The 23,212-nt window shown below is 63.9% G+C and carries 23 protein-coding genes; 8 read left to right on the top strand and 15 right to left on the bottom strand.

Annotated features, from left to right (window positions below):
* The first annotated feature begins 3 nt into the window (after positions 1–3).
* The 4 genes from E3T35_RS07385 to E3T35_RS07370 all read left to right on the top strand — a co-directional run bounded on the left by E3T35_RS07385 (position 4) and on the right by E3T35_RS07370 (position 3,964).
* Positions 4–987 carry a tripartite tricarboxylate transporter substrate binding protein gene (locus E3T35_RS07385; RefSeq protein WP_134378285.1) on the top strand — a complete coding sequence of 328 codons (984 nt, stop codon included), beginning with the start codon at positions 4–6 and terminating at the stop codon, positions 985–987.
* A 3-nt stretch (positions 988–990) separates the two neighbouring features.
* Positions 991–1,443, top strand: coding sequence for a MaoC family dehydratase (locus tag E3T35_RS07380; protein WP_134347072.1), 453 nt, complete (start codon positions 991–993; stop codon positions 1,441–1,443).
* Between the two features lie 109 nt (positions 1,444–1,552).
* On the top strand, positions 1,553–2,395 hold the full coding sequence (locus E3T35_RS07375) for an alpha/beta fold hydrolase (protein ID WP_134378284.1): 843 nt from the start codon (positions 1,553–1,555) through the stop codon (positions 2,393–2,395).
* Positions 2,396–2,434: 39 nt separating this feature from the next.
* A complete protein-coding gene (locus E3T35_RS07370; protein ID WP_134378283.1) occupies positions 2,435–3,964 on the top strand; it encodes an NAD(P)/FAD-dependent oxidoreductase in 1,530 nt (509 codons plus the stop codon).
* A gap of 571 nt (positions 3,965–4,535) precedes the next feature.
* Here the strand turns inward: E3T35_RS07370 and E3T35_RS07365 are convergent.
* The 13 genes from E3T35_RS07365 to E3T35_RS07305 form a co-directional block, all read right to left on the bottom strand.
* Positions 4,536–5,159: a hypothetical protein gene (locus tag E3T35_RS07365; protein WP_134378282.1), complete on the bottom strand. Its 624-nt coding sequence runs from the start codon at positions 5,157–5,159 to the stop codon at positions 4,536–4,538.
* Between the two features lie 261 nt (positions 5,160–5,420).
* Positions 5,421–5,687 (bottom strand): hypothetical protein, encoded by a 267-nt coding sequence (locus E3T35_RS07360; protein ID WP_134378281.1) that lies wholly within the window; start codon positions 5,685–5,687, stop codon positions 5,421–5,423.
* 76 nt (positions 5,688–5,763) lie between these two features.
* Entirely contained in the window at positions 5,764–6,150 is a 387-nt protein-coding gene (locus E3T35_RS07355; protein ID WP_134378280.1) for a sulfate permease, read from the bottom strand.
* A 192-nt stretch (positions 6,151–6,342) separates the two neighbouring features.
* On the bottom strand, positions 6,343–7,860 hold the full coding sequence (locus E3T35_RS07350) for an NAD-dependent succinate-semialdehyde dehydrogenase (RefSeq protein WP_134378279.1): 1,518 nt from the start codon (positions 7,858–7,860) through the stop codon (positions 6,343–6,345).
* On the bottom strand, positions 7,857–9,080 hold the full coding sequence (locus E3T35_RS07345) for an iron-containing alcohol dehydrogenase family protein (RefSeq protein WP_134378278.1): 1,224 nt from the start codon (positions 9,078–9,080) through the stop codon (positions 7,857–7,859). Before E3T35_RS07345 ends, E3T35_RS07350 begins: the two co-directional genes overlap by 4 nt.
* Complete coding sequence (locus E3T35_RS07340; protein ID WP_134347079.1) at positions 9,077–10,150, bottom strand: NAD(P)-dependent oxidoreductase; 1,074 nt, start codon at positions 10,148–10,150, stop codon at positions 9,077–9,079. The genes E3T35_RS07345 and E3T35_RS07340 overlap by 4 nt, the downstream gene beginning before the upstream one ends.
* Before the next feature lie 34 nt (positions 10,151–10,184).
* Positions 10,185–11,708: an aldehyde dehydrogenase gene (locus tag E3T35_RS07335; RefSeq protein ID WP_134378277.1), complete on the bottom strand. Its 1,524-nt coding sequence runs from the start codon at positions 11,706–11,708 to the stop codon at positions 10,185–10,187.
* Positions 11,705–12,808 (bottom strand): mandelate racemase/muconate lactonizing enzyme family protein, encoded by a 1,104-nt coding sequence (locus E3T35_RS07330; RefSeq protein WP_134378276.1) that lies wholly within the window; start codon positions 12,806–12,808, stop codon positions 11,705–11,707. The genes E3T35_RS07335 and E3T35_RS07330 overlap by 4 nt, the downstream gene beginning before the upstream one ends.
* Entirely contained in the window at positions 12,805–13,353 is a 549-nt protein-coding gene (gene fae / locus E3T35_RS07325; protein ID WP_134378275.1) for a formaldehyde-activating enzyme, read from the bottom strand. Before fae ends, E3T35_RS07330 begins: the two co-directional genes overlap by 4 nt.
* The gene (locus tag E3T35_RS07320) at positions 13,353–14,291 is read right to left on the bottom strand and encodes a glycine betaine ABC transporter substrate-binding protein (RefSeq protein WP_134378274.1); all 939 of its coding nucleotides are present in this window, start codon (positions 14,289–14,291) and stop codon (positions 13,353–13,355) included. The genes fae and E3T35_RS07320 overlap by 1 nt, the downstream gene beginning before the upstream one ends.
* A gap of 60 nt (positions 14,292–14,351) precedes the next feature.
* Positions 14,352–15,140: an ABC transporter permease gene (locus tag E3T35_RS07315; protein ID WP_104088385.1), complete on the bottom strand. Its 789-nt coding sequence runs from the start codon at positions 15,138–15,140 to the stop codon at positions 14,352–14,354.
* Positions 15,141–15,142: 2 nt separating this feature from the next.
* Positions 15,143–16,183 carry an ABC transporter ATP-binding protein gene (locus tag E3T35_RS07310; protein ID WP_370449212.1) on the bottom strand — a complete coding sequence of 347 codons (1,041 nt, stop codon included), beginning with the start codon at positions 16,181–16,183 and terminating at the stop codon, positions 15,143–15,145.
* Positions 16,176–16,838 (bottom strand): ABC transporter permease, encoded by a 663-nt coding sequence (locus E3T35_RS07305; protein ID WP_370449307.1) that lies wholly within the window; start codon positions 16,836–16,838, stop codon positions 16,176–16,178. Before E3T35_RS07305 ends, E3T35_RS07310 begins: the two co-directional genes overlap by 8 nt.
* Before the next feature lie 284 nt (positions 16,839–17,122).
* On the opposite strand from E3T35_RS07305, the gene E3T35_RS07300 reads away from it, so the two are divergent.
* Positions 17,123–17,866 carry an IclR family transcriptional regulator gene (locus tag E3T35_RS07300; protein WP_241988761.1) on the top strand — a complete coding sequence of 248 codons (744 nt, stop codon included), beginning with the start codon at positions 17,123–17,125 and terminating at the stop codon, positions 17,864–17,866.
* Between the two features lie 552 nt (positions 17,867–18,418).
* Here E3T35_RS07300 and E3T35_RS20025 read toward each other — a convergent pair.
* Complete coding sequence (locus E3T35_RS20025; protein WP_255577970.1) at positions 18,419–18,553, bottom strand: hypothetical protein; 135 nt, start codon at positions 18,551–18,553, stop codon at positions 18,419–18,421.
* Positions 18,554–18,708: 155 nt separating this feature from the next.
* Here E3T35_RS20025 and E3T35_RS07295 point away from each other — a divergent pair, with 155 nt between their 5' ends.
* The 3 genes from E3T35_RS07295 (at position 18,709) to E3T35_RS07285 (ending at position 20,369) form a co-directional block, all read left to right on the top strand.
* A complete protein-coding gene (locus E3T35_RS07295; RefSeq protein WP_134378273.1) occupies positions 18,709–19,212 on the top strand; it encodes a hypothetical protein in 504 nt (167 codons plus the stop codon).
* Positions 19,213–19,348: 136 nt separating this feature from the next.
* Positions 19,349–19,801, top strand: a complete 453-nt coding sequence (locus tag E3T35_RS07290) for a hypothetical protein (RefSeq protein WP_241988760.1) — start codon at positions 19,349–19,351, stop codon at positions 19,799–19,801.
* A gap of 100 nt (positions 19,802–19,901) precedes the next feature.
* Positions 19,902–20,369: an SRPBCC family protein gene (locus tag E3T35_RS07285; RefSeq protein ID WP_134347086.1), complete on the top strand. Its 468-nt coding sequence runs from the start codon at positions 19,902–19,904 to the stop codon at positions 20,367–20,369.
* A gap of 110 nt (positions 20,370–20,479) precedes the next feature.
* Here the strand turns inward: E3T35_RS07285 and E3T35_RS07280 are convergent, their stop codons facing one another.
* Positions 20,480–22,441, bottom strand: coding sequence for an ABC transporter ATP-binding protein (locus E3T35_RS07280; protein WP_166789871.1), 1,962 nt, complete (start codon positions 22,439–22,441; stop codon positions 20,480–20,482).
* Positions 22,442–23,212: the final 771 nt, after the last annotated feature.

Genomic DNA, 23,212 nt, shown 5'->3' with positions numbered 1-23,212 from the left:
ATAATGTCTAAGACACGCACATACCTCGTGGTTCCCGCCGCAGTCGTCGGGCTGTCTCTCGTGCTGGCCGGGTGCGCGGGCGACACGACCGGCGGCAGTACAGAGACCTACCCGTCGAAGGCCGTCACGGTTCTCATGCCGTACGCGGCCGGCGGTCCCTCCGATCTCACCGCACGGTCCGTCTCGTCATGCCTTACCGACGTCCTCGGCGAGGCCTTCGTAGTGGAGAACAAAGCGGGCGGCAGTGGGGCAGTGGCAATGCAAGAACTGGCAAGCGCGAAACCGGACGGCTATACCCTTGGCCTGGGAACGGCGGGCACGCTCATCATGACCCCGATGGTGAACACGCTGGCCTATTCGCTCGACGATTTCACCCCGATTGGCGTCATGGCCGAGAATCCTACGCTCATCGTGGTGGGCGAGGAGTCCCCGTACGAGAGCGCGGAGGAATTCTTTGCGGCTGCGGAAAAGCATCCGGGCACACTTACCATCGGCGTTCCCGGAGCTTCCAGCCCGGCCGCAATCGAGCTGCAACGCCTCCGGAACGAGTATGGAGTCGACGTCGTGGCCGTTCCGGCATCCGGAAATGCCGAGATGACCACCAGCCTGCTCGGCGGGCACGTCGACGCACTGTTTATCAACGATCACCCCGACGTCGATTCACGCATCGACGAGGGAACGTTTCGGGCGCTGGCCGCGACGACCTCGCAGCGACTGCGCTGGCTTCCAGAGTTGCCCACGCTTGCCGAGCTCGGCTATACCGATCTCGTGAATGCGACATCCATCTTCGGGCTGTTCGGCCCGAGGGACCTGCCGACGCCCATTGCGACGGCACTCGAGAGCGCCCTTGAAGCATGCATGACCGACGCCACTGTTCTCGAACAGCTCGGGGAGAACCTCGTGCCCGAGGAGTTCCAGGGCGGGGCGGTTCTCGGCGAGAGCCTGGCCGAGACGCAGGCCGTCTACCGGCCGATCCTAGAGCGCTGACCCGTGCGAGAGATTCACGGCCTCACACAGCTTGAAGAGCTCGTCGGCGAGGAGCTCGGCGTTAGCCGGTGGCACACTGTGACACAAGATCAGGTCCTGGCCTTCGCCGCTGCAACGGGCGACCAACAATGGATTCACGTTGATCCCGTCGCGGCCGCCGCCGGGCCCTTTGGCAGGACCGTGGCTCACGGGTACCTGACGCTCTCGATGATTCCGTTCCTGACCAAGCAGGTATACCGGGTCGTCGGACTGCGCATGGTCGTGAACTACGGGCTCAACAAGGTGAGGTTTCCAAACCCCGTGCCCGTGGGCTCCCAAGTGCGCGACCGGCTCACGCTCCTATCCGTGACCGAGTCGGAACGGGGCCACCAAGCCGTTATCGGCCATCGCATCGAGGTCGATACGCCAGACCGGATTGCATGTGTGGCCGAGACCGTGTCACTTCTGGTCGAATAGTCCCGTCTCCAACCGGATATCGACGCACGCGTGGCAGGTGATGACCACCAAGTTGTCCGGACTCGCAATCGAACGGGTCAGTAGCTGCCCAATAATCGAAGGGATATGAATGAAGATTCATCCAGATGCGCAGGAGGGGCTCGTCCTAGTTGGTGACTTGACTGTCCCCTTCTACGACACAGGCGCCCCGTACGACGCGAGGCCAACGGTCGTGCTGGTGCACGGCACTGGCGGAAGCGCCTCCACGCATTTCCGCACGTTGTTCCCCATGCTCACTACCCGATACCGAGTTATAGCCCTCGACCTGCAGACTACGAATGGAGAACTGTCCTTGGGCTACCTTTCGGCACAGGTCTCGCGCGTCATTGATGAACGCGCTCCGAATCAGGGCGTCCACCTTGTGGGGTACTCGCTGGGTGCATTGGTGGCGGCAGATCTGGCCGCGGACAGGCCCGCTACCGCCCTAACGCTGACCCTCGTCGCCGGATGGGTCCGGGCCGGCACGCAGCAGAAGCTGCGTAACCGGATCTGGCAGCGCCTCTTCGAGACGGACGACAACCTGTTGCGTGAGTTCGCGACATTGACGGCCTATGGTCCACCGTTCCTCGCCAGCAAGACCGACTCCGAGGTCCAGGCACTGATCGAAGCCCGTCAATTTCCCGCGGGGATTGCCGAGCAAATGAAGTTGAACCGAGACGCCGACCTGAGCGACAAGCTGCCCAAAGTTCTTGCTCCGACCTTGGTCATCGCCGGTAGCTATGACCAGATGGTCCCGGACCGGCAATCCAAGCTGCTCTTCGGCGGCATCGCCAACGCACGGTACGCGGTCATCGAGAGCGGACACGCCGTTCCGCAGGAACGCCCGGCCCAGCTCTTTCAAATCATCAACGAGTTCCTCACGATCCCCGAGGCCTTCCCGAGGGGTCAGGTCCAAGAACGAATCCACATCTAACACGTCTGCAACGCAATACAAGGCGCAACTGGAGCAACAATGGAAAACACTTCACTGAAAAATTCCGAACACGGTGCTTCACTCGATGTCATCATCATCGGCGCAGGCTTCGCTGGCCTGGGAATGGGTACACAACTGACTCGCGAGGGGAAGCGCTCGTTCGTCATTTTGGAGCGCGCGGATGACGTCGGTGGCACATGGCGTGATAACCACTACCCGGGGGCGGCCTGCGACGTCCCATCGCACTTGTACTCCTTCTCTTTTCGGCCGAACGCAGAGTGGTCGCGGATGTTCGCATCCCAGCAGGAGATCCTCGAGTACCTCCGCAACGCAGCGGAAGAGGAGAACCTGCTGGAGCGAATCGTTTTCCACGCCGAAGTCACTAGCGCCCGCTGGGACGACCAATCTTCGCACTGGATTGTGAATACCCCCCAAGGGCGGTTCGTTGGGAAAGCCCTGATCACCGCGGTAGGTCATCTCTCCGAGCCCAAACTACCCAACATCGATGGTCTCTCCGAGTTCTCCGGCGACTTATTCCACTCAGCGCGGTGGGACGACGTTGTCCAGCTGGAGGGTAAGCGGATCGGCATCATCGGGTCCGGAGCCACTGCCATCCAGGTTCTACCGGAGGTCGCCAAGGTCGCCTCCGGCGTCGTCGTCTTCCAGCGTTCTGCCCCCTATGTGACTCCTCGCCCCGACCGGGCATACTCCGAGGAGGAAAAGGGCCTATTCCGCAAGATGCCCGAAACCATGCAAGAACTGCGCAAAGAGATGTTCTGGTCCAACGAAGAGCGCTACGCCCAGCGCCGCGGCACGCCCGCCTTGGTCTCGACTGCAGCGAAAGTGGCGATTGACCACTTGCACCGACAAATCACCGATCCGGAGCTGCGCCAGAAGCTGACACCCAACTACACGTTTGGCTGCAAGCGTGTACTGAAGTCCAACGACTACTACCCTGCCTTCACCCAAGAGCACGTGGAGCTAGAAACAGGCGGAATCGATCGAGTTGAGGGGAATCGCGTGTTCACCAAGGACGGAGTCCCCCACAAATTGGACGTGCTGATCTCCTGCACGGGCTTCGAGGCGACCGATCTCCCGATTTCTTACCGTGTCACCGGCCGCAACGGAATCTTGCTCAGCACCAATTGGGCCAACGGTATGCAGGCCTACGCCACAACAGCCGTGCATGGATTCCCGAACATGTGGATTATCAGCGGCCCAAACACCGGGCTGGGTCATAACTCAGCGGTCTATATCGCGGAGGCTCAGATCGACTACATCATGGGCGCCCTGGATTTCAAGGACGAATCCGGGCTGCCTCAGCTGGAGGTTTCCGAGTCGGCCGAAGAAGCGTACATGGGCCGTCTGGACAGACTCGCCGAGGGCACGGTGTGGCTCACCGGCGGGTGCAAGAGTTGGTACGTGGACCATCGCAACGGTCGGCTAACAACTCTCTGGCCGGAGCCCGCCTACACATTCCGGCAGGTCAACTCGACTTTTGACGCACAGGCCTACTTGCCCTCAGGTGAGGACTACACCGACGACAGGTCCCTTGTCACGGTCCCATAGTACAAAAGACGGTGTCGGCAACGACCAGAGGACCATCAGGACCTTCAGGACCAGACACAAAATGTATAGTCGCGGTCAGCTTGGCCCCAATGGTCGCAACGGGCGAAAACTCTAGCTACCTCCAGACGCTTGAAGCCGGCATCGTGGGGGATCAACGATCCGTTTCCCTCCGTGGCATTCGCGCCCTGGGTGGCACCAAACAATCAGGTCTCGGCCGCGGTGGCGCAAGTGCCGGCATGCTGGAATTCCAAGAGACGCGGTACGTAGCCTGGAAAGCCTAAATGTGGTGGACCGTTCATGTAGTCCTCGCGTTGTTGGTCGGCTCGAGCATGCAGCGCGTTACCGGGATGGGGATTGATTCGGTGGCCGTCCCCTTCCTGGTCCTGCTCCTAAGGCCTATTGACCGCGTCATCCTCGTTGACCCGTGCGACGCGCTGACCGCCGCCATCATTCTCGGGCGCGTGGTGCGGCACGGGGACTTTCGGCGGGCCGGATGGCTTGCCGTGCTTGCATCAGGGCGCTCATCTTGCAGTACATCCCCAGCGCCTGGTTGGAGATTCCCATCGGAGGGTTACTCGAGCGGGGCGGGTGCCTGTACGATCAGCGATTCCACTGGCGCACGCGGCTTCCCGCGACGTGCCCTTGCCTGGTTCTCCATCTCAGCTTCGACAACATACCGCTTGCAATTACGCTGCACCTTCGTTACGACAGCTCTTACGAGTTGGTCGAATTGCTGTTGTCGCTCTACCCGCCGCACCTCAGCTTTCGTACTCCGCACGGCCGCGGCGACGTCGCGGCTGGTCAGTAGGTCGACCCGGCGCATCCGCTCCGCGACTATCTCGACGGCTCGGGCGTGAACGATGGTCTCCGCCGGAACCGACGGAAGGCCCATGCGCGCTCTGGTCTCCACGTAGGCCTCGGCGAACTCGCGCATGCGAGTGTCGTTCTTCAACATGTGCTCGGTCAGCGATTCCGCGAACACCGTGAACTGCCGCAGATGCTCTGGCCGCGACGGGTCATTGAAGTAGGTATCGGCCTCGCGCTCGTTGGCCCGGCACTCCGCCGCGGTCGTCGCGTGCAAAAGCTGCGGCGGGAGGCCGGCCCGACTCAGGCTGCGCTTCAGCCGTCGCGCTGCTGCGTTGGCCTCCAGCTCGGACCGGTAGATCTCGGGATCGCTGCGCCGGTTGCGCTGCAACTCGGCACGGCGCTCCTTGTTGCGCTCGGCCCACTGCCTCCCGATGCCGCCGAGCAGCGGCCCGACGGATCGAGTCCCGGTTGAGCTCCCGGGCCCGTTCTAGGTGCTCGGCCCGCCAGAGCCGATTTATCGCGCGGATCCGGTTGCGATTCGCCGCCACATACTGGCGCCGCTTCTCCGCCGCTTCATCAGCAGACGGATGCTCCGCCAGCGCCTTCCGCGCCGCGGCGCCTTCCTCAGATGGGTCGTTCATGATCGCGGCTACTCGGCAGGCGGCGGAGCCAACTCGATGACCAAAGCAAGCAGCTCAGAGCGATGCGCCGTCGGATTCGTGATCACACGCCTGATCGCGACGCGCAGCCGTTCGGCGTCCTCGTCCGCGATCCCAGCGACAGGTTCCAGGCAGTACGCGATGTCGTTCTGCAGGTTGGGGCCGTCATCGTCGACGGCTATCTCCGGATAGTAGAACAGAGCAGCGAGCGCGGAGCGGCTGAGCAGGTCCTCAAACTGCTCCTGCGGAATCGTCATACTGAAGCCTCCTGTGCGCGGTCGTGTGTGAGCTAATCATGCCGCTACCAGGAGGTACGCCGACCGTGACGTGAAGTTAGCTGCGCCTGGATACGAGCGTGGGCTCGTCGAAGCGCTCGACGCCCTCTGGGAGAACCGCCCGCGTCATGCGACGGCGGGCCACAGCCTCACGAACGCGCACCGCGATCAACTTGAGCAGGCTGATTGGCCCGATCAAGAGAATCTTCAGGGTGTTCCAGAGACACAAGATCACGAGCAGGTTTAGCCAACCGGGCCCGCCGGCTTCGACCTGCGCTCGGCAATAGATAGCTGCGAGCGCATACGGAACGGCGAGCAGCATCGCCGGCACACCCCACTTCAGCCCGCGCCTCGTATGGATCGCGTCGATCACAAGAGCGGTCGGCATGAATCGACGCAAGAAGAAGTAGCTGCGGGCGGTGGCGGCCAGAATGAATTCGAACATGGCGCGGCCTTTCAGATGCTCGGCAACAAGAACCTGAAGGACTCAAAGTCATACCATCGCAACGAGCGACAGCGCGCTATAGAGGATGCCTACCAACACCCTAGAACTGGATGCATATGGAGGAAAGCCCCCAGCTGTAAAGGTCCAGACGTGCCCGATGGGCGCATCGACACCGTCGATACGCCCAAAGGTCTAGTTCACAGCAGCAAAGGGGTCGGCGATGCCGACGTAGCGAGTCTCCAAGTATTCTTCGATGCCCTCGAAACCGCCCTCTCGGCCCAGCCCCGACTGCTTGACTCCTCCAAACGGTGCGGCCGGATTCGAGACGATGCCCGTATTCACGCCGAGCATGCCCACGTCGAGCTCTTCCGACAATCGCAGGGCACGGTTGAGATCGAGAGTGAAGACGTACCCGACCAGACCGAACTCGGTGTCGTTGGCCAACGCGATCGCCTCCGCTTCGGTCTTGAAAGTGATGATCGGCGCGACGGGACCGAAGACCTCTTCGCGCATGATGCGTGCGGAGGCGGGGACATCCGTCAGCACGGTCGCCGCGTAGAAATACCCGGGTCCATCGATGTATGTGCCACCCAATGCCAGAGTTGCACCCTGTCGTTGGGCATCGATCACGAGCTCGTGAACCTTGGCCCTGGTGGCCTCGTCGACGAGCGGGCCGAGCAGCGTGGCTGGTTCGGTGCCGCGGCCGACGGTGTGGGCGCGCATCCGCTCTACCAAGCGTTGCGTGAAGTCCCCCGCGATGGATTCGTGCACCAGCAGGCGGTTCGCTGCGGTACAAGCCTCACCGCCATTGCGCAGCTTCGCGACCATCGCGCCGTCGACGGCGGCATCGAGATCGGCGTCTTCGAAGACAAGGAGCGGAGCGTTACCGCCAAGCTCCATGGACACTCGCAGCACCTGGTCGGCCGCAGCTTTCAACAGGTTGATCCCCACCGGGGTCGATCCGGTGAACGACAGTTTACGAAGCCGAGAATCGGTGATCAGCGGCCCAGTCACGGCACCGGCACTTGTAGTCTGCACGACGTTGAGCACCCCGGCCGGCAGCCCGCACTCCTGCAGTACCTGGGCGAAGAGCAGCGCGCTAAGCGGTGTCAGCGCTGCTGGCTTCAGCACCATCGTGCACCCCGCTGCGATAGCCGGAGCGATCTTGCGCGTGGCCATGGCCAGGGGAAAATTCCATGGTGTGATGAACAGGCACGGCCCGACCGCACGCCTGGTCACCATCAGGCGGCTTCGACCGTCGGGCGCGACCGCGAACCGGCCCGAAATGCGGGCCGTCTCCTCCGAGAACCAGCGCAGAAATTCGGCGCCGTAGCTCACTTCACCGCGGGCCTCGGCGAGCGGCTTGCCCATCTCGAGCGTCATCAGCAGGGCAAAGTCGTCGGCCCGAGCGGTTACCGCTTCGAATGCAGCCCGCAATATCTCGGCGCGCACACGCGGCGCAGTCTTTGCCCACCCCTTTTGGGCAGCGGATGCCGCCGCCAGCGCCGCGAGGCCGTCTTGCGGCGTCGCATCCGCTACCTGAACCAGAACGTCACCGGTCGAGGGGTCGCAAACGTCGAAGGTGCCTCCATCGCTCGCAGCTCGCCACTCACCGCCGATGAACAGACCGGTGGGCAGGCTCGCGAGGAGCGCCAGTTCGTCGGCGCGGGTGACACCGGCAGGTTGCCGGGTTTCGGTCGTGGTGGTCACAGGGATTCCTTCAGAATGCGCACCACGTCATCGACGGTGGGCTGGATCGGATTGTTGATGGTCACGCTGTCGGCGAGCGTGTCGGCGGCGAGCGATGCCAGATCACCGTCGGTTACTCCGAATTTCGAGAGCGGGCCGGTCATGCCGACCCTCACGGCCAGCGCGGCGACGGCCTCAATAGCGCGCTGCGCGTTCTCGGCCTCGGTCACGTCGGTGCGCCCGACGCCGAGAGCGAAGGCCACCCGAGCGATTCTTGCCGCGCGGGCGGAGAGGTTGAAGCGCAGCACACCCTCGATCACGATGCAGAGCGCTAGTCCGTGCGGAATATTGAACTGTCCACCAAGCGGATGCGCGATGCCGTGCACGAGACCGAGTCCGGTGTGCGAGAAACCGACTCCTGCAACGTGGCTGGCGAGCAGCAGTTCCGCGCGGGCCTCAATGTCGGTTCCGTCGTCGACGGCGCGCGGCAGAAACTCGGCGACGGTGGCGATGACCTGTATGGCGATGCCGTCGCTGTACGGGTTCGCCCGCACGGACAGGTAGGACTCGAGTGCGTGGGTGAGGGCGTCCATGCCGGTGGCGGCGGTCGCGCCGGCCGGCAGGCCCACGGTGAGGTCGGGGTCGAGCACGGCCGCCCGGGCGAGTGCACTGTCGTGACCCACGTAGAACTTGCGATGGCTGACCACGTCGGTGATCACGCCGAAGGCGTTCACCTCGGCGCCGGTGCCCGCGGTGGTGGGCACCGCGACGATCGGCAGGGCCGGGTGCGCGAAGCTGCTCGTGTAGTCGAGGCCGATGCCGCGCTGCGGGTTGCGCGCGCCGAGGGCGATGCCCTTCGCGGCGTCCATCGACGATCCGCCGCCCACGGCCACGATGCCGTCCGCGCCGACGGATGCCGCGAGGTCGCTGCCCTCGTCGACGCACGTTGTCGTCGGGTTCGGGGTGACCCCGCCGTAGACGGTGACGGTGAGCCCCGCTGTTTCGAGGGCCTCGCGCACGGCGGCAACGACTGGGCTGGTGGCGAGGAACGGGTCCGTGACGACGAGCGCGTGCGTCACCCCGCTGGCCGCCGTGATGCGGCCGACTTCGGTGACGGTGCCGCGGCCGAAATGCGCGACCGGTTTCGGGTCGAGCACGAGCGAAATGTCGCTCAGCGGCCGGGGCAGCGGGGCGATCCCGGTCGCGGCGGCGGTCGCATCCGTTGGGCGGATGGTGCTCATGCGGAGGCCAGATCGGCGTTGACGGATGACGCCACGGCCGACGCGGCAGCGGATGCCGCCACCGACGCGGCGACGGCGGCATTCGCCGACGCTTCGGCTGCTTCCTCGGCCGCTGCGACGGCAGCCACCACGTCGGCGGGGCTCGACGGGGTGGAATCGTTCAGTCGCAGGTTGATTCCACTGAGATCCTCATAGAGTCGCACCGGGCTCATCTCCCCCGCGGCGTCTCCGTATTGGGCGCGGGCGCGGCGGTAGATCTGCTCCACCAGGCCGCTGAGTTCGGCGGGTACCCCTACGGAGCGGGCCAGGTCGATGGAGAGTCCGAGGTCTTTACAGGCGAGGGCGATGGAGAAGCCCTCGTCGTAGTCGCCGTCACCGAGGATGGACAGGACGTCGTGCTGAACGAAGTTGCTGTTGGCGGGGCTCGCGATGAGCGAGGCGCGCAGAACGCCCAAGTCGACACCCGCTTTGACGCCGATGCTGAGCACCTCGGCGGTCGCGACCAAATGGGAGAACCAGAGCTGGTTGATCATGAGTTTCACCGCGTAGCCGGTTCCGGCGGCACCGACGTGCAGGATTCGCTCCGGGTCTCCCATCGCCCTAAAGATCGGCAGCAACTCCTCGAAGTCGTCAGAGGAACCGCCAACAAAGATCTGCAGCATGCCCGAGGCAGCGCCGACCGACATTCCGCTGACGGGTGCGTCCAGAATGCGCAGTCCGCGGTCGGCGTGCTCGAATCGCACCCCGTTGGCCACGTCGGGAACGGAGGTGGACATGTCGATCCAGCAGCCGCCATCCGCTATGCCGGCGAGGATGCCGTTCTTGCCGTTGACGACGGTGTCGACGTGACGCGGCGTGGGCAGCATGGTGATGACGACGTCGGTCTGCGCGGCGACCTCGGCCGGGGTGTCGGCCCAGACGGCGCCGTTGGCGAGCAGCGAGGCAGCTGATTCCCGCCGAATGTCGTTCACGACCAGTGCGTAGCCGGCCTCCTGCAGATTGCGGGTCATGCCGGAGCCCATGTTGCCCAGGCCGATGAAGCCGACTCGCGTCGACGGAGTAGCGGTCATAACAGTTTTCTCAATTCAGTCTGTGGTGGTCGAGTTAGTCGAGGGGAAGGGTGGAATCACCCAGGTTGATCCAGGTGGTCTTCAACGCGGTATAGGCGTCGAAGGCGTGCAGCGACCGGTCGCGGCCACTGCCCGAGTTTTTGAAGCCGCCGAAGGGAGTGATGATGTCGGAGGCATCGAAGGTGTTCACCCACACGGTGCCGGCGCGCAGTTCGCGAGCGGCAGCGTGAGCGGTGGAGATGTTGCTGGTCCAGACGCTCGCGGCGAGGCCATAGGGGCTGTCGTTGGCCACGCGCACGGCCTCGGCCGCGCCGCGCACCGTGGTCACAGCAAGGGCCGGGCCGAAAATTTCTTCCTGCCCGATTCGTCCCGTGTTGTCGACGCCGTCAAAAACCGTCGGCTCAACGTAATAGCCTCCGAAGAGTCCATCGGGGCGCACTCGGCCACCGCCGTGAACGTCGACGCCCTCGGCGCGCGCGATCTCGGTGTACCCCAGCACCCGGTCAAGCTGCTTCTCGCTCGCGATGGTGCCGATCTGGGTGGCCTCGTTGAGCGGATCCCCCAGCACGAGCGATCGCCCCACCGCGAGCACCCTGTCGACGAGTTCGTCGTGCACGCGCTCGTCCACGATGAGGCGACTGCCGCCGTGGCAGGTCTGCCCAGCGTTGTAAAAGATGCCCCAGGCAACCGATTCGGCGCATGCGGCGAGGTCTTCGGTGTCGGCAAGAACGACCTGCGCGGACTTGCCGCCGAGTTCGAGGACGACCTGTTTGCCGTTGGACTCGCCGGAGTAGGTGAGAAAGCCGCGCCCGACGGCGGGTGAACCGGTGAAGGTGATCTTGTCCACAAGCGGATGCCGGCCCAGTGCCTGCCCGGCCACAGGTCCGAGCCCGGGAACGACGTTGAAGACACCCGCGGGGATGCCGGCCTCGGCCGCTAGCTCGGCGAGCTTCAGCGCCGACAGGCTCGTCAGTTCGGCCGGTTTCAGTACTACCGAGTTGCCAGCTGCAAGCGCGGGCGCGATCTTCCAGGCTGTGATGATGAGGGGGTAGTTCCACGGAACCACTGCGCCGACAACGCCGAGCGGTTCGCGGGTCACGAGGGCGAGCGCCGACTGGGGCGTGGGTGCCACCTCGTCGTAGATCTTGTCGATGGCTTCTGCGTACCAACGCACTGTGCGGGCGGCCTGCGGCACGTCAACACGGCGGGCGTCCCCGATAGGATGCCCGGAATCGATGGATTCGAGCAGGGCCAGTTCGTCGAGGTTCTCGAGCATCAGGTCGCTGAGGCGGGTGAGTACCCGGGCCCGCTCGCGTCGGTCGGCTCGGCTCCAGACGCCGCGCTCGAAGGCGCTGGCCGCAGCGCGAACCGCGTCGTCGACATCCGGAGCGCCTGCAGCGCTGACCGTGCAGAGCAGACGGCCGTCGCGCGGGGAGAAGTTGTCGAAGGTGGCGCCGTCGCGGGCCGGCCGAAAAGCGCCATCGATGAACAGCCGGGTCTCGGGCTTCAGGGCCGCGGCCCGGGAAATCCAGACAGATTCGCCCAAAACGGTGCTCATACGGTGTACCTCTTTACTGCGTCCCAGTCGATCTGCGCGCCGAGCCCGGGCAGGGATGGCACGACCAGTTCGCCGGACGCGTTGATGCCGAGCGGGGTCATGAAGAAGTCGCGGCGGTCGGGCGTCCAGCCGGGCGGGTCGTAGGGAAACTCCAGGTACGGCCCGGCATCCACTCCGGCGGCGACGTGCAGGTTTGCGAGCAGCCCCAGCCCGTTGCTCCAAGTGTGCGGCGTGAACATCCGGTGCCGCAGGTTGGCAGATTCGGCGACCTGCCTCGCCCGGTACATGCCCACCGAGAGGGCGACGTCGGGCTGGTAGATGTCGTAGGCATCCGCTTCAATGAGGGCGCTCATTTCGCCCATGCTGCGCACCATTTCGCCCGCGGCGATCTGAATGCCGGTTTCCGAGCGGATGCGCCGGGCACCGACAACGTCGGCCTGCGGCAGCGGTTCCTCCAGCCAGAGCACCCCGAGCTCCTGCAGCTCGGCGGCGATGCGACGTACCCGGGCCAGCGGCAGGGCGGCCTCGATGTCTCCGCTCATGCGCCACATCTGGTTGAGGTCGACCATGATGTCGAAGTCGGGGCCGACCGCTTCGCGCGTGGCGCGCACGGCGGCGATGCCCTCGGTGATGCTGTCGCGGGCAATGCGAATCTTCATCGCCTTGAAGCCGCGTTCCCGAGCGGCGAGCGCGGACTCGGCCCGCGCGGCCGCCGGTTTCAGCTCACCGCACGAGGCATACGCGGTGAGGCGGTCGCGCGCCCCGCCAAAGAGCACACTGACCGGCACCCCGGCGACCTGCCCGATGATGTCCCACAGCGCCGCTTCGAGCGGCCAGTAACGGCCGCCGTGAAAGTTGATCGTCTCGATGCGGCGCACCTGGTTGAGGATCTGTAGCGGGTCGGTGCCGATGAAAAGGTCTTCGTAGGCTTCGAAACCGTCCATGGTGTCGCCGGAGCCGACGCCGATCAGACCGGCATCCGTTTCGACCTGCACCAGGGTGGCGGGAAAGTCGCGCCGCGGAACGGGGTCCCAGGCCGCCGAGAAGGGCGGATCGAGTGGCAGATTCAAGCGGATGAGACGGATCGCCGTGATCTTCATGTGGATGCTCCCGAGAGGGTTGGCGCCGGAGCCGCGGTGTTCGCGGGCGTGAAGAACGGGTTGGACGGGCTGTCGCGGGCTTGGATCACGGCGTCGGTGCTTGGCAGTCCGGCCGCACCGTTGACGAGGGCAGTGTGCACGGAGAGGCGGTTGTGGGCGTAGACGGCTTCGGCGTCGTCGGCGCCCGGGTTCACCCAAACGGCGGCAATGATCACGTGACTGTCAGCCTGTTCTCGCGAGATGGTGCCGTCAGCCAGGGCTTCGGCGACCCCGGCTGCGATGCCGGCCTGCGCCGGTCCCCAGATCAGCAGGCCGTGAGCATCCGTTGCCGGAGCGGCCTTGGTCACGAACAGGGTGAGCGGTTTGACCGGCAGGGAGGGGCGCAGCACGGTGACGAAGGGAACGTGACCCGCGCTCGGGGTGGCAAGGGCGGTCGCCCAGGCCACCCCCGCCGGACCTTCGCGGTGACCGAAGACCGTGTTGACGTGGGCGGCGTTCACTCCCTCGCCGATGAAGCTCTCGCCGATCTGGAGGGCTTGCGTCATCAGATCAGTCCCTGTTCGGTCAGCCATTCGTTGGCGATGTCTTCGGGGTCGTCTCCATCAACATCGGCCAGCGCGTTGAGCTTCTGCATTTCTTCGGTCGTCAGCTTGTCGCTCATCAGCGCCATGACCTCGGCGATGCCGGGGTATTCATCGAGTGTGGTCTGCTTGAGCGTGAACGCGCCCTGGTATACCGGGAAGAATTCCTTGTCGTCCTTCATTACCGTGAGGTCGAGGGCGGTGATGCGCCCATCCGTCTGGAAAACCTCACCGAAGTTGCAGTCGTCGCCCTTTTCGGTGGCCGTATATATAACACCCGTGTCGAGCAAGGCCACATTGGAGTCGGGAACGTCGAGACCATACGCGGCCTTGAGACCCGGCCAACCATCATCGCGGGTCGAGAATTCACTCTCAATGCAGAAGGTCTGGTCGGCCACCGGCAGCTTGGCGATGTCGCTGAGCGAAGTGACGCCCAGCTCTTTAGCCTTGTCGGAGCGAATCGCGAACGCATAGGTGTTGTTAAGCGGTGCTGGGTCGAGCCACGCGATACCGTTGGCGGCGTCGACCTCCTTGGTGGCGGCGAACTGTGCTTCCTCACCCTGTACGGGAGCGGTGTTGTTGTTGTAGGTGATCCAGGACGTACCGGTGTATTCCCAGTACCCCATGAAGTCGTCACTTTCGAGTGCGGCGCGAACGTTGGCCGAGCCGACAACCTGCGTGTTGGCATCTGTCTTAGCGCCGTGAGCATTGAGGAGACCGCTCGTCAGGTAGGCGAGGATGTACTGCTCGGAGAAATCCTTGGCGCCGATCGTACCCGTGAGGCCGGTGACTTCGTCACCCTTGGACGCGGTCCCAGCCGAACTGCCCGACGAACAGCCGGTCAGGGCCAGGGCGCCGACGGCCGTGAGGGCAAGGATAGAAAGGACAGTGGCTTTTTTCATTGTTACTCCTTGGGTGTGGGGTTGGTTAGAGCTGCTGTGATCGAAGAAGAAATTGAGAGTTCAGGTACCACGGGGGCGGAGCACGTCTTCGGCTGTAGCGGCGATCCAGTCGATGAGAAGGGCGATACAGGCGACGAGTACGGCGCCGGTCACCAGGACTGGGTATCGCTGCAGTTTCAAGCCGTTGACGATCATGTCGCCCAGGCCACCGGCGTTGATGAAGGTGGCGATCGTCGCCACCCCGACGCAGAAGACCAGCGACGTGCGCAGGCCGGCGAGGATCACCGGCACGGCGAGGGGCAGCTCGATACGAAAGAGCACCTGGTTCTGGGTCATACCCATTCCGAACGCTGATTCACGCACATTCTCGTCAACCTGCTGCAGACCGATCATGGTGTTACGCAGCACCGGCAGAAACGAGTAAACGACGAGCCCGACGAGTGCCGTAACGTAGCCGGTTTGCCAGAGGATGGCCAGCAGAATGATGACGCCGACCGCCGGCGTTGCCTGGCCCACGTTGGCGAGGCCCAGCACGATCGCCTTGATCAGGCGCGAGCGCGTGCGGCTGAGCAGGATTCCGGTCGGAATGGCTAAAAGGGCCACGAGTGCGGACGCAACTACTGTGAGCCCGAGGTGCTCGCGCACGCGGGCGATGATGTAGTCCGTGTTGAGGGTGCGGGACTCGATCGAGTCGAGCGTCAGGCTCGACAGCCAGAGAAAGAGCACGACGAGCACGAGTAGCACCGCGGCGGGGGTGAGGAACCGCTTGATCGACCAGATTTCATCGCTACGCCGGGCCGTGCGGCGCAGCACAGTCGGGGTCGCGCTGGTAGCCGTCGGGACGACCATGGTCAGGCCTCCGCAGTAGGGGCGAGAACGGGCACTTCGGCACCGAGCACTGCGGAGATTTGGTCAACGCTAATCGACCCAACCGTCTTGTTTAGCTCATCAACTACGGCCAGTGCCGGGAGTCCTGAAAGAACGAGGGAATCAAGGGCGTCACGCAAAGAATCCGTGGTGCGCACCGTGGTTCCTCCCCCAGTCGCGGCGTTTGCGGGGCCGAGGCGAGCTGCGGTCACAGGAATGAGGACGAGGCGTTTGATTGCAGTGCCCAAACCGATAAATGAAGAGACGTAGTCGTTAGCGGGGTTCGAGAGAATGTTCGCCGGGGTATCGAATTGTTCAATCTGGCTGCGGTTACTGAGCACGGCGATGCGGTCGCCGAGACGCACGGCCTCGTCGAAGTCGTGAGTGACGAAGATGATCGTCTTGCCGATCGATGCTTGAAGGCGCAGAAACTCGGCCTGTAGTTTCTCTCGGGTGATCGGGTCGGTCGCGCCGAACGGTTCGTCCATGAGCATCACCGGTGGGTCGGCGGCCAAGGCACGAGCAACACCTACGCGCTGTTGCTGTCCGCCGGAGAGCTGCTTGGGGTAGCGGTGCGCGAAGTCGCCGGGTTCGAGACCCACCGTGGTGAGGAGTTCGTGCACCCGGTCGTTCGTTTTTGCTTTGCTCCAATTTAGGAGCTTGGGCACAACGCCGATGTTCTCGGCGATGGTCATGTGCGGAAACAGCCCGATTTGCTGGATGACATAGCCGATGTGGCGGCGAAGTTCACTCGGGTCGAGCGAGAGTACATCGCGGCCGTCGATCGAGATCGAGCCGCTGGTGGGCTCGATGATGCGATTGATCATCTTCATGGTGGTGGTTTTGCCGCATCCGCTCGGACCGACAAACATGATTAGCTCGCCGGGCTGCGCGGTCATCGAGAAGTTCTGAACCGCGGCGGCGGGCTGGTTGGCGTACTGCTTGGTTACGTTGTTGAGCTCGATGAGCGCACCACTCGTTTTGCCGGCGATCTGCAGCAGGGCGGTGTTTGGTTGCTTAGGCACGGAGTCCCCTTGAGGTGGTTGAACGGGTGATGCCCACGAAGGCGGCATCGACGACGAGGGCGAGAAACACCACACCGAGCGTTCCGGTGAGGGCGAAGTTGAGGGCGTTCTTAGAACCGAGCGAGCTGAGACCCTGAAAGATGAACTGGCCAAGACCGGGGCCGGCTACGTAGGCTGCAATCGCAGCGACGCCGATCGTAAGTTGGGCGGCCACGCGTACCCCAGTGAGAATGATTGGCCACGCCATTGGAAGCTGCACGCGGAGCAGCACCGTGAATGGCGTCATGCCCATACCAAGGGCGGATTCCATAATTGCTGGAGAAACCTCGCGAAGGCCCACGACCGTGTTGCGCACGATTGGCAGCAGCGAGTACATAACGAGGGCGATCACGGTCGGCGTCCAGCCCAGGCCAACTGCGGGAATCAGCAGGGCGAGCAGCGCAAGCGACGGGATGGTGAGGGCCACGCCTGCAGCAGTGATGACGGCGGACCGTGGAAGGGGCTTGTCCCACACCAACATCCCCACTCCGACACCGATCACCATGGCGATCGCCAGGGCTACGGCCACAACGGCGAGATGTTCGCCGAGCAACTCCAGGATGTCGTCCCACCGGCGGGCCCAGAACGTCAACAGTCCGTTCAGGTCTAAGGTCACGGGCGCGTCCTCCTTCACTCAACTCTGCGTGAACCGCGATTCAACTGAATAGCGGTGGAATACAGCGAGACTACGAGATCGTGCCCTTTTGCACAACCATGATTGTGCATATGGCAACATTCAACTATTCTGCAACCATGATGACCATGTTGAGCGGCTCGGATTCCGGAGCGGCCAAAGCAGTACCACGGCGAAACTCCGCTGGATTACGCCGGGATCTCGAGCTTCTAGAAATTCTCGGTTCTCCAGAAGCTGACTCCGCTGGTGGGCTTGGAGTCCTCCGTGTGGCCCAGTTAGCCGGACGCGACAAGGGCCTCGTGTCGCGCACTTTGGCGACTCTTGCCGAGGTCGGTTTGGTCTCCCGCGACGAAGTCACGCAAAACTACCGTCTGGGATACCAGCTCTACGCCCTCGCAGCGCGCACGCTCGAATCTCGCCTCGTGCGCGCATCCGTGCCGTACCTTCGACGGATGGTTACGGCAACTCATGAGACCACCCACCTGTGTGTCTTGCGCGGGGGGAACGTGCTGACGTTGGCGAGTGAACTCAGCGAGTATGCCTTTCGCGGGCTCGGCTGGGAGGGTGTTAGTACGGCCGCCTGGCGCACGTCGTCAGGACGAGTGCTCGTGAGCGATTGGGCCGAGGACGATCTTCGGCGTTGGTATGAAGCGCACGGACATGATGAACCGGTGTTGGGCCCAGTCACGCCGCTGCTCATGTATAGCGACACAGCCGAAACGACATCACGCGAATCACAGGGCGTACCCCTCGTCACCGATTTTGAGAGTCTGAAGCGCGAAGTGGCGCACATCCGTCAGCGTGGCTACGCCACCGTCGACGAGGAATTCGAGAAGGGCGTCGTGGGGGTCTCCGCACCGGTCTTCGATTTTCGACGCAACATCATTGCCGCTATCAACGTCAGCGCTCCCAAGACAAGACTGGGAACGCACCTCAACGAGGCTGGGGTGCTGGCTGCCCGCGTCGCGGCGGAGCTCTCGGTGCAGCTCGGGGCGCCCGCCCAGACCTAAGCGGAAGAACGACGACCGTGAGACCGCGAGCACCTCGTACGTCGTTGCCAAGCCAGAGTTGGTGCGCTCGGCGCGACGACGGGTGACTGCATCATCACGTGGTTTCGAATCTGTCGGCCACCATCTGGTGAGCTAGAGCATTAGACGCGGAACGACAGCTGATCGGGGCGCAAGGTAAGCGTGATTTTCCGCCATCCGCTGCGCGCCCTCGAGTGCGGCACGCGCTCGAGAGGCGTCAAGTTTCTGCGCCGCCTCTCTGGTACTGCACCTAGCGGCTTAGCACACGTAATGCCGTAGCGATCGCGGTACGCCGAGACCGTGCTCGCGTACTTTCGCCACACAGCGGACGCCGATCCTCGCGGCGGTACCCCGAGCGCTCGAGTCCACGACTCCCCTGCGAGCAACGCACGGTCGAGCACTGCGGCCGCTCGCGACTCGATCAGGTCGGCGCGCTCGACCAAGGCCTGATGCATGGCAGAATCCATCGGGCCGAGCGCCCGTGGCATGAGTCCAGGGACGAGACGCGGCGCACGGCGCGAGCGACCCGCTCCGCTATCCCGCGACTCGGGCCCGCAGCACCGCCGCGATGTCCTGCGCGTCCTCGAGCCCGCGCGCCACAACCACGCGCGGCAGCAGGCTCGCAACGTCGACGAAGTGGGCCTCGGCCCGCCGCAGCTCGGCGGTCAATGGTCACGGAAAGGATCAAAACTCAGGCTCGCGGCATCTTGCTGGATTCCGTCTAGAGAAAATACGTACTAGTAGTTCTAGTGAAATAACTCACTAAAAGGAATATGAGGATCACAGTGCCGGCTTCGGCGATTTCTGAGTCTGACGCAGTTGACGTGCTCATCGCGGCCGGTTTCGACGTGTCCGTGCGTTCCGACCAGCGTCGGGGCGTTGGCCTTCTCGTGAGCCGCGACGGCGAAACCGCTGCAGTGCAAGTGAAGGTGCGGCAAAAGACGATCTATGAATGGGACGCCCTGCATTTGCTTGAGAATGCCCAGGAGCGTGTCTTGGTCGTCGTGCCCGTCGCAAGCCGCGGCCTCATCGACGCCGCGAAGCGCGATCGGCGGTTGGGCGTTGTATCGCTCAGGGATCGACTCCTTGTCTGGGACCGCGAGGAGATACACTCGCCAGACGAGATCGTGGCGGCGCATGCGTCAGTGGCTGTGCCTGGCCGACGACGCAACCCGTGGGGTCGCTGGGCAATCATGCGTGCGTACCTCCTCGACGGGGAGCCTCGATCCCAAGTTGAGCTGGCGAAGGAAACCGGCGTGACGCAGTCTGCGGTGTCCAAGTCACACAGCGCGCTCGATGGCCTTATTGTGAGATCAGCTTCTGGTTAGAGGGCGACAGATCGCTTAGCGCTCTGGGAGATGTTGTAACGAGCACAGTGATTGAGAGCGCGTGATGACGTACAGCGTAATTCGAGTTCGTGCGACGCCTAGTGCCTCGCGCTCAGGGCACATGGGTGGCGTGGTCGTGGTTGCTGGTATCGCGGTGGCCGCGTGGATCGCTTTCGGCCGCCACCTCTTCGGGATCGGTGGCGACCTCACCATCATCTACGCGGCGACGCTGGGTGTGATTTTTGCCGCCTTGCTGGTGTTCACGGGGCTCGCGGTACGACGCACGGCACGTCGAGGGTTCGAAACTCGCGCGATAACATACGCGTTTTTCCTTGCATCAGGCGTTAGCGGACTCTTGTTGGGACTCACGCTTCCAGATTCAACACCTCGCGGTTTGCAGACAATCATCAGCGGACCCACACAGCCTGCGTTGGATATCGCTATTGGTATCGCGAACCCCCTGGGCGTTATCGGAATCGCGACCGCGATCATTGCGCTCGTGCTTTCGATTCGCGATTCGCGCGGGCTAATCACGCTTGTTGAGTCTTGGGGCGACGAGGATGACGGCGCCCTTGTCGACCCCGCGTAGCGGCAATTCGTTGCATCGACGCTGCTCCCGAAAGACCCACGTGCAGCACGTCAAGCCGGAAACACCGTCTAAGAGACAGCCCCCACCTAGGCTGAGCAGTATGACGGTCGAACAGGTTGAGCAAGGGCCGCGCCAAGTCGCGCGCACTGTTGAGGTGCCGGCTTCGGCCGAAGACGTCTTCGCGTTGGTGGCTGATCCGCACCGTCACGGTGAGCTGGACGGCTCGGGCACCGTCGGCGGTACGGTGTCGGGGCCGCGGCGACTCACCCAGGGCGCAAAATTCTCGGTAGCGATGAAGCAGTTCGGCGTCCCGTATCGCATCACCAGCACGGTGACGCGCATCGAAGACGGTCGGCTTGTAGAGTGGCGTCACCCCGCGGGACACCGGTGGCGCTGGGAACTCACGCCGCTCACGCCCACGTCTACGCGCGTTACTGAGACGTTTGACTACAGCACCGTCCCAGCCGTTCAGGGAAAGGTCTACGAGCTGCTCGGCTTTCCTCGGCAGAACGCCGCCGGCATCGAAGCCACCCTTCGCCAACTCACGTCGCTCTCCCCCCGCGCTTGACGTGAGGCCACCGAGCCGGAGTCGGTTACGCTGCCGTGATTACCAGCGCCACCGACTCGTCGGTCGTCCGGCTCAGGCGCCGGACCGCATGGTGGCGAAGTGCTCAGTGACTAGATCCCGCTTAGCGCTTCCGCATCCGCATCCGCATCCGCATCCGCATCCGCATCCGCATCCGCATCCGCATCCGCATCCGCATCCGCCGCAACATTCTTCTGCACGGCGAACTGGGTCCGGTGCAATTCCTCGTACCGCCCACCCACAGCCAGCAGTTCCTCGTGCGTACCGCGCTCCACGATCGAGCCGTCCTCAACCACGAGGATCAGGTCCGCGCTGCGGATGGTGGAGAGGCGGTGTGCGATCACCATCGCTGTCCGTCCCTCGAGCGCCTCGCTGAGCGCCGCCTGCACGGCGGCCTCAGACGTCGAGTCCAGCGCCGCCGTCGCCTCGTCGAGGATGACGACGCGCGGCTGGGCGAGCAGGAGCCTCGCGATGGTCATCCGCTGGCGCTCACCCCCGGACAATCGGTAGCCACGCTCGCCCACCATGGTGTTCAGCTGGTCGGGCAGGGACCGGATGAGCGGCTCGAGCCGCGCACGGCGGACGGCGTCCCACACCTCATCGTCGGACGCTTCCGGCCTCGCGAGGCGCAGATTGGAGAGGATGGTCTCGTGGAACAGGTGGCCGTCTTGCGTCACCATGCCCAGGGTATGGCGCATGGAGGCGAACGTGACATCGCGGACATCCGTCCCCGCGAGGCGCACGGCGCCGCTGTCGACGTCGTACAGGCGCGAGAGGAGCTGCGCAATCGTGGATTTGCCGGCACCGGACGAACCAACGAGGGCAACCGTCTGACCCGGCTCGATCCTGAAGGACACGCCGTGCAGCACCTCCTCGCCGCCGCGCGTGTCCAATGTGGAAACCTCCTCGAGAGAGGCGAGAGACACCTTGTCCGCGGACGGGTAGGCGAAGCGCACGTTGTCGAACTCGACGGACACCGGGCCTTCGGGCACGGCGATGGCGTCGGGCTTCTCCTTGATGAGCGGGTCGAGGTCGAGCACCTCGAAGACGCGCTCGAAGCTGACCACCGCGCTCATGATCTCCACCCGTGCGTTTGCGAGGCCGGTGAGCGGCGCGTAGAGGCGGGTGAGGAGAAGCGCCAGGGTGACCACGTCGCCGGTGTTCAGCTGGCCGGCTAGTGCGAGGGCGCCGCCGAGCCCGTACACGAGCGCGAGGGCGAGAGCGGAGACGAGCATCAGGGCGGTGTAGAACACGAACTGCAGCATTGCGGCGCGCACACCGATGTCGCGGACACGGGCGGCGCGGACGCGGAACTCCTCGGCCTCCTCGTCGGGCCGGCCGAACAGCTTGACGAGGGTGGCGCCGGGCGCTGAGAAGCGCTCGGTCATCTGCGTGCTCATGGCGGAATTGTGGTCGGCGGCCTCGCGGCGGAGCGCTGCGAGGCGGCTTCCCATGCGGCGGGCGGGTACCAGGAAGATGGGGAGCATGATCACGGCGAGAACCGTCACGAGCCAGGACGTGCTGAGCATGACGATCAGGGTGAGGATCAGTGCCACGACGTTCGTGACCACGCCGGAAAGCGTGCCGCTGAAGGCCTGCTGAGCGCCGATCACATCGTTGTTGAGGCGGCTCACGAGGGCGCCCGTTCGTGTGCGGGTGAAGAACGCGATCGGCATCTTCTGCACGTGGTTGAAGACCGCGGTGCGGAGGTCGAGGATCACGCCTTCACCGATCCGCGCCGAGTACCACCGCGTCACGAGTGACACGGCGGCGTCAGCCACTGCCACGAGGGCGATGACGACGGCGAGCCACACAATCGTGGTGACCGCGCCCTGGGCGACGATGACGTCGACCACCTGGCCGGCGAGTACCGGCGTCGCGACAGCGAGGAAAGCTCCCACGGTGGAAAGGGTGATGAAGATCAGCAGCTTGGACCGGTAGGGCACCGCGAACGTCATGATCCGTCGCACGGACTCACGGGAGAAGCCGTGTTTGCCGTCCCTGGCGCTCGAGATCTTGTGCAGCGAGCTCCAGGCCGCGCCTTCCATGCTCATGATGGTTCCTTCCGTTGGTACCCGGCCAAGTTTAGATGGCGAGTTGCCCGAGCTCGGGGTTCTCCCCAGCGGCGGCGAGCCGGGGCCTTTTTCATGAAACGGCACGGCCGGCAACGAACGTGTGGGCGGTGTTTGCAGCGCGGCTGCCGAGGTGACGCGTGGTGCGCCGGTCAGCGTCATGGACCGCGTCAGGGCCGCGGTCGTTCCACGACTGTGCGCCCGCCAAAAGCGGTTCACAAGGTCATCATTTACCCATCACATTCATCACTAAATGACCCAAAACGATGACGTACGATTGGCGGCAGCGAACCGCCCGGTTCCCTGCAAACACAAGGAAATCCGCGGGTTTTCGGGAACTTTCGGCAAGGACAGAATTTAGGCTAGAACCTGCAAGGGGTCGCAGGTTCGAATCCTGTCAGCCCACCAAAGGGCCGCTCGCGAAACTGTTCACGAAACGGCCCGGTCGAAACAAAAAGAAATCGCTCCTGAGGATTTTCAGGAGCGATTTCTGGTTTAAGCGGCGTCCCAGCGCACCGACTAACTGCGCTCATCAGGTCACTCGTCGCGACGCCTATCCCAGGGGTCTAGTAGCGGCACGCTGTGGCTACCTCTGGTGAAATAATCGAACGGCACTGAGATTCCGGTTCGATGGCCCTCATCCGGTGATGCCGGCGCACCCGGGACACATTGTTTTGGTGGCGATCGCAGACATAGACACAGTCGTCGTGCAGTGCCGGAGAACTCCCCGACGAGCACGACGCCGACATATCC

This window comes from Cryobacterium sp. TMT1-2-2 (assembly GCF_004403505.1).
In the GTDB taxonomy this organism is placed as follows: Bacteria; Actinomycetota; Actinomycetes; order Actinomycetales; family Microbacteriaceae; genus Cryobacterium; species Cryobacterium flavum.
The sequence above is the reverse complement of the archived record's forward strand: the minus strand, read 5'-3'. Positions and strand labels throughout refer to the sequence as shown.

Excerpts from the sequence above, each read along its gene's own strand:
- E3T35_RS07345 (WP_134378278.1), bottom strand. The coding sequence starts at position 9,080 with ATGAGCACCATCCGCCCAACGGATGCGACCGCCGCCGCGACCGGGATC.
- E3T35_RS07280 (WP_166789871.1), bottom strand. The coding sequence starts at position 22,441 with ATGAGCATGGAAGGCGCGGCCTGGAGCTCGCTGCACAAGATCTCGAGC.
- E3T35_RS07340 (WP_134347079.1), bottom strand. The coding sequence starts at position 10,150 with ATGACCGCTACTCCGTCGACGCGAGTCGGCTTCATCGGCCTGGGCAAC.
- E3T35_RS07335 (WP_134378277.1), bottom strand. The coding sequence starts at position 11,708 with ATGAGCACCGTTTTGGGCGAATCTGTCTGGATTTCCCGGGCCGCGGCC.
- E3T35_RS07370 (WP_134378283.1), top strand. The coding sequence starts at position 2,435 with ATGGAAAACACTTCACTGAAAAATTCCGAACACGGTGCTTCACTCGAT.
- E3T35_RS07355 (WP_134378280.1), bottom strand. The coding sequence starts at position 6,150 with ATGTTCGAATTCATTCTGGCCGCCACCGCCCGCAGCTACTTCTTCTTG.
- E3T35_RS07385 (WP_134378285.1), top strand. The coding sequence starts at position 4 with ATGTCTAAGACACGCACATACCTCGTGGTTCCCGCCGCAGTCGTCGGG.
- E3T35_RS07330 (WP_134378276.1), bottom strand. The coding sequence starts at position 12,808 with ATGAAGATCACGGCGATCCGTCTCATCCGCTTGAATCTGCCACTCGAT.
- fae (WP_134378275.1), bottom strand. The coding sequence starts at position 13,353 with ATGACGCAAGCCCTCCAGATCGGCGAGAGCTTCATCGGCGAGGGAGTG.
- E3T35_RS07320 (WP_134378274.1), bottom strand. The coding sequence starts at position 14,291 with ATGAAAAAAGCCACTGTCCTTTCTATCCTTGCCCTCACGGCCGTCGGC.
- E3T35_RS07360 (WP_134378281.1), bottom strand. The coding sequence starts at position 5,687 with ATGACGATTCCGCAGGAGCAGTTTGAGGACCTGCTCAGCCGCTCCGCG.
- E3T35_RS07285 (WP_134347086.1), top strand. The coding sequence starts at position 19,902 with ATGACGGTCGAACAGGTTGAGCAAGGGCCGCGCCAAGTCGCGCGCACT.
- E3T35_RS07375 (WP_134378284.1), top strand. The coding sequence starts at position 1,553 with ATGAAGATTCATCCAGATGCGCAGGAGGGGCTCGTCCTAGTTGGTGAC.
- E3T35_RS07315 (WP_104088385.1), bottom strand. The coding sequence starts at position 15,140 with ATGGTCGTCCCGACGGCTACCAGCGCGACCCCGACTGTGCTGCGCCGC.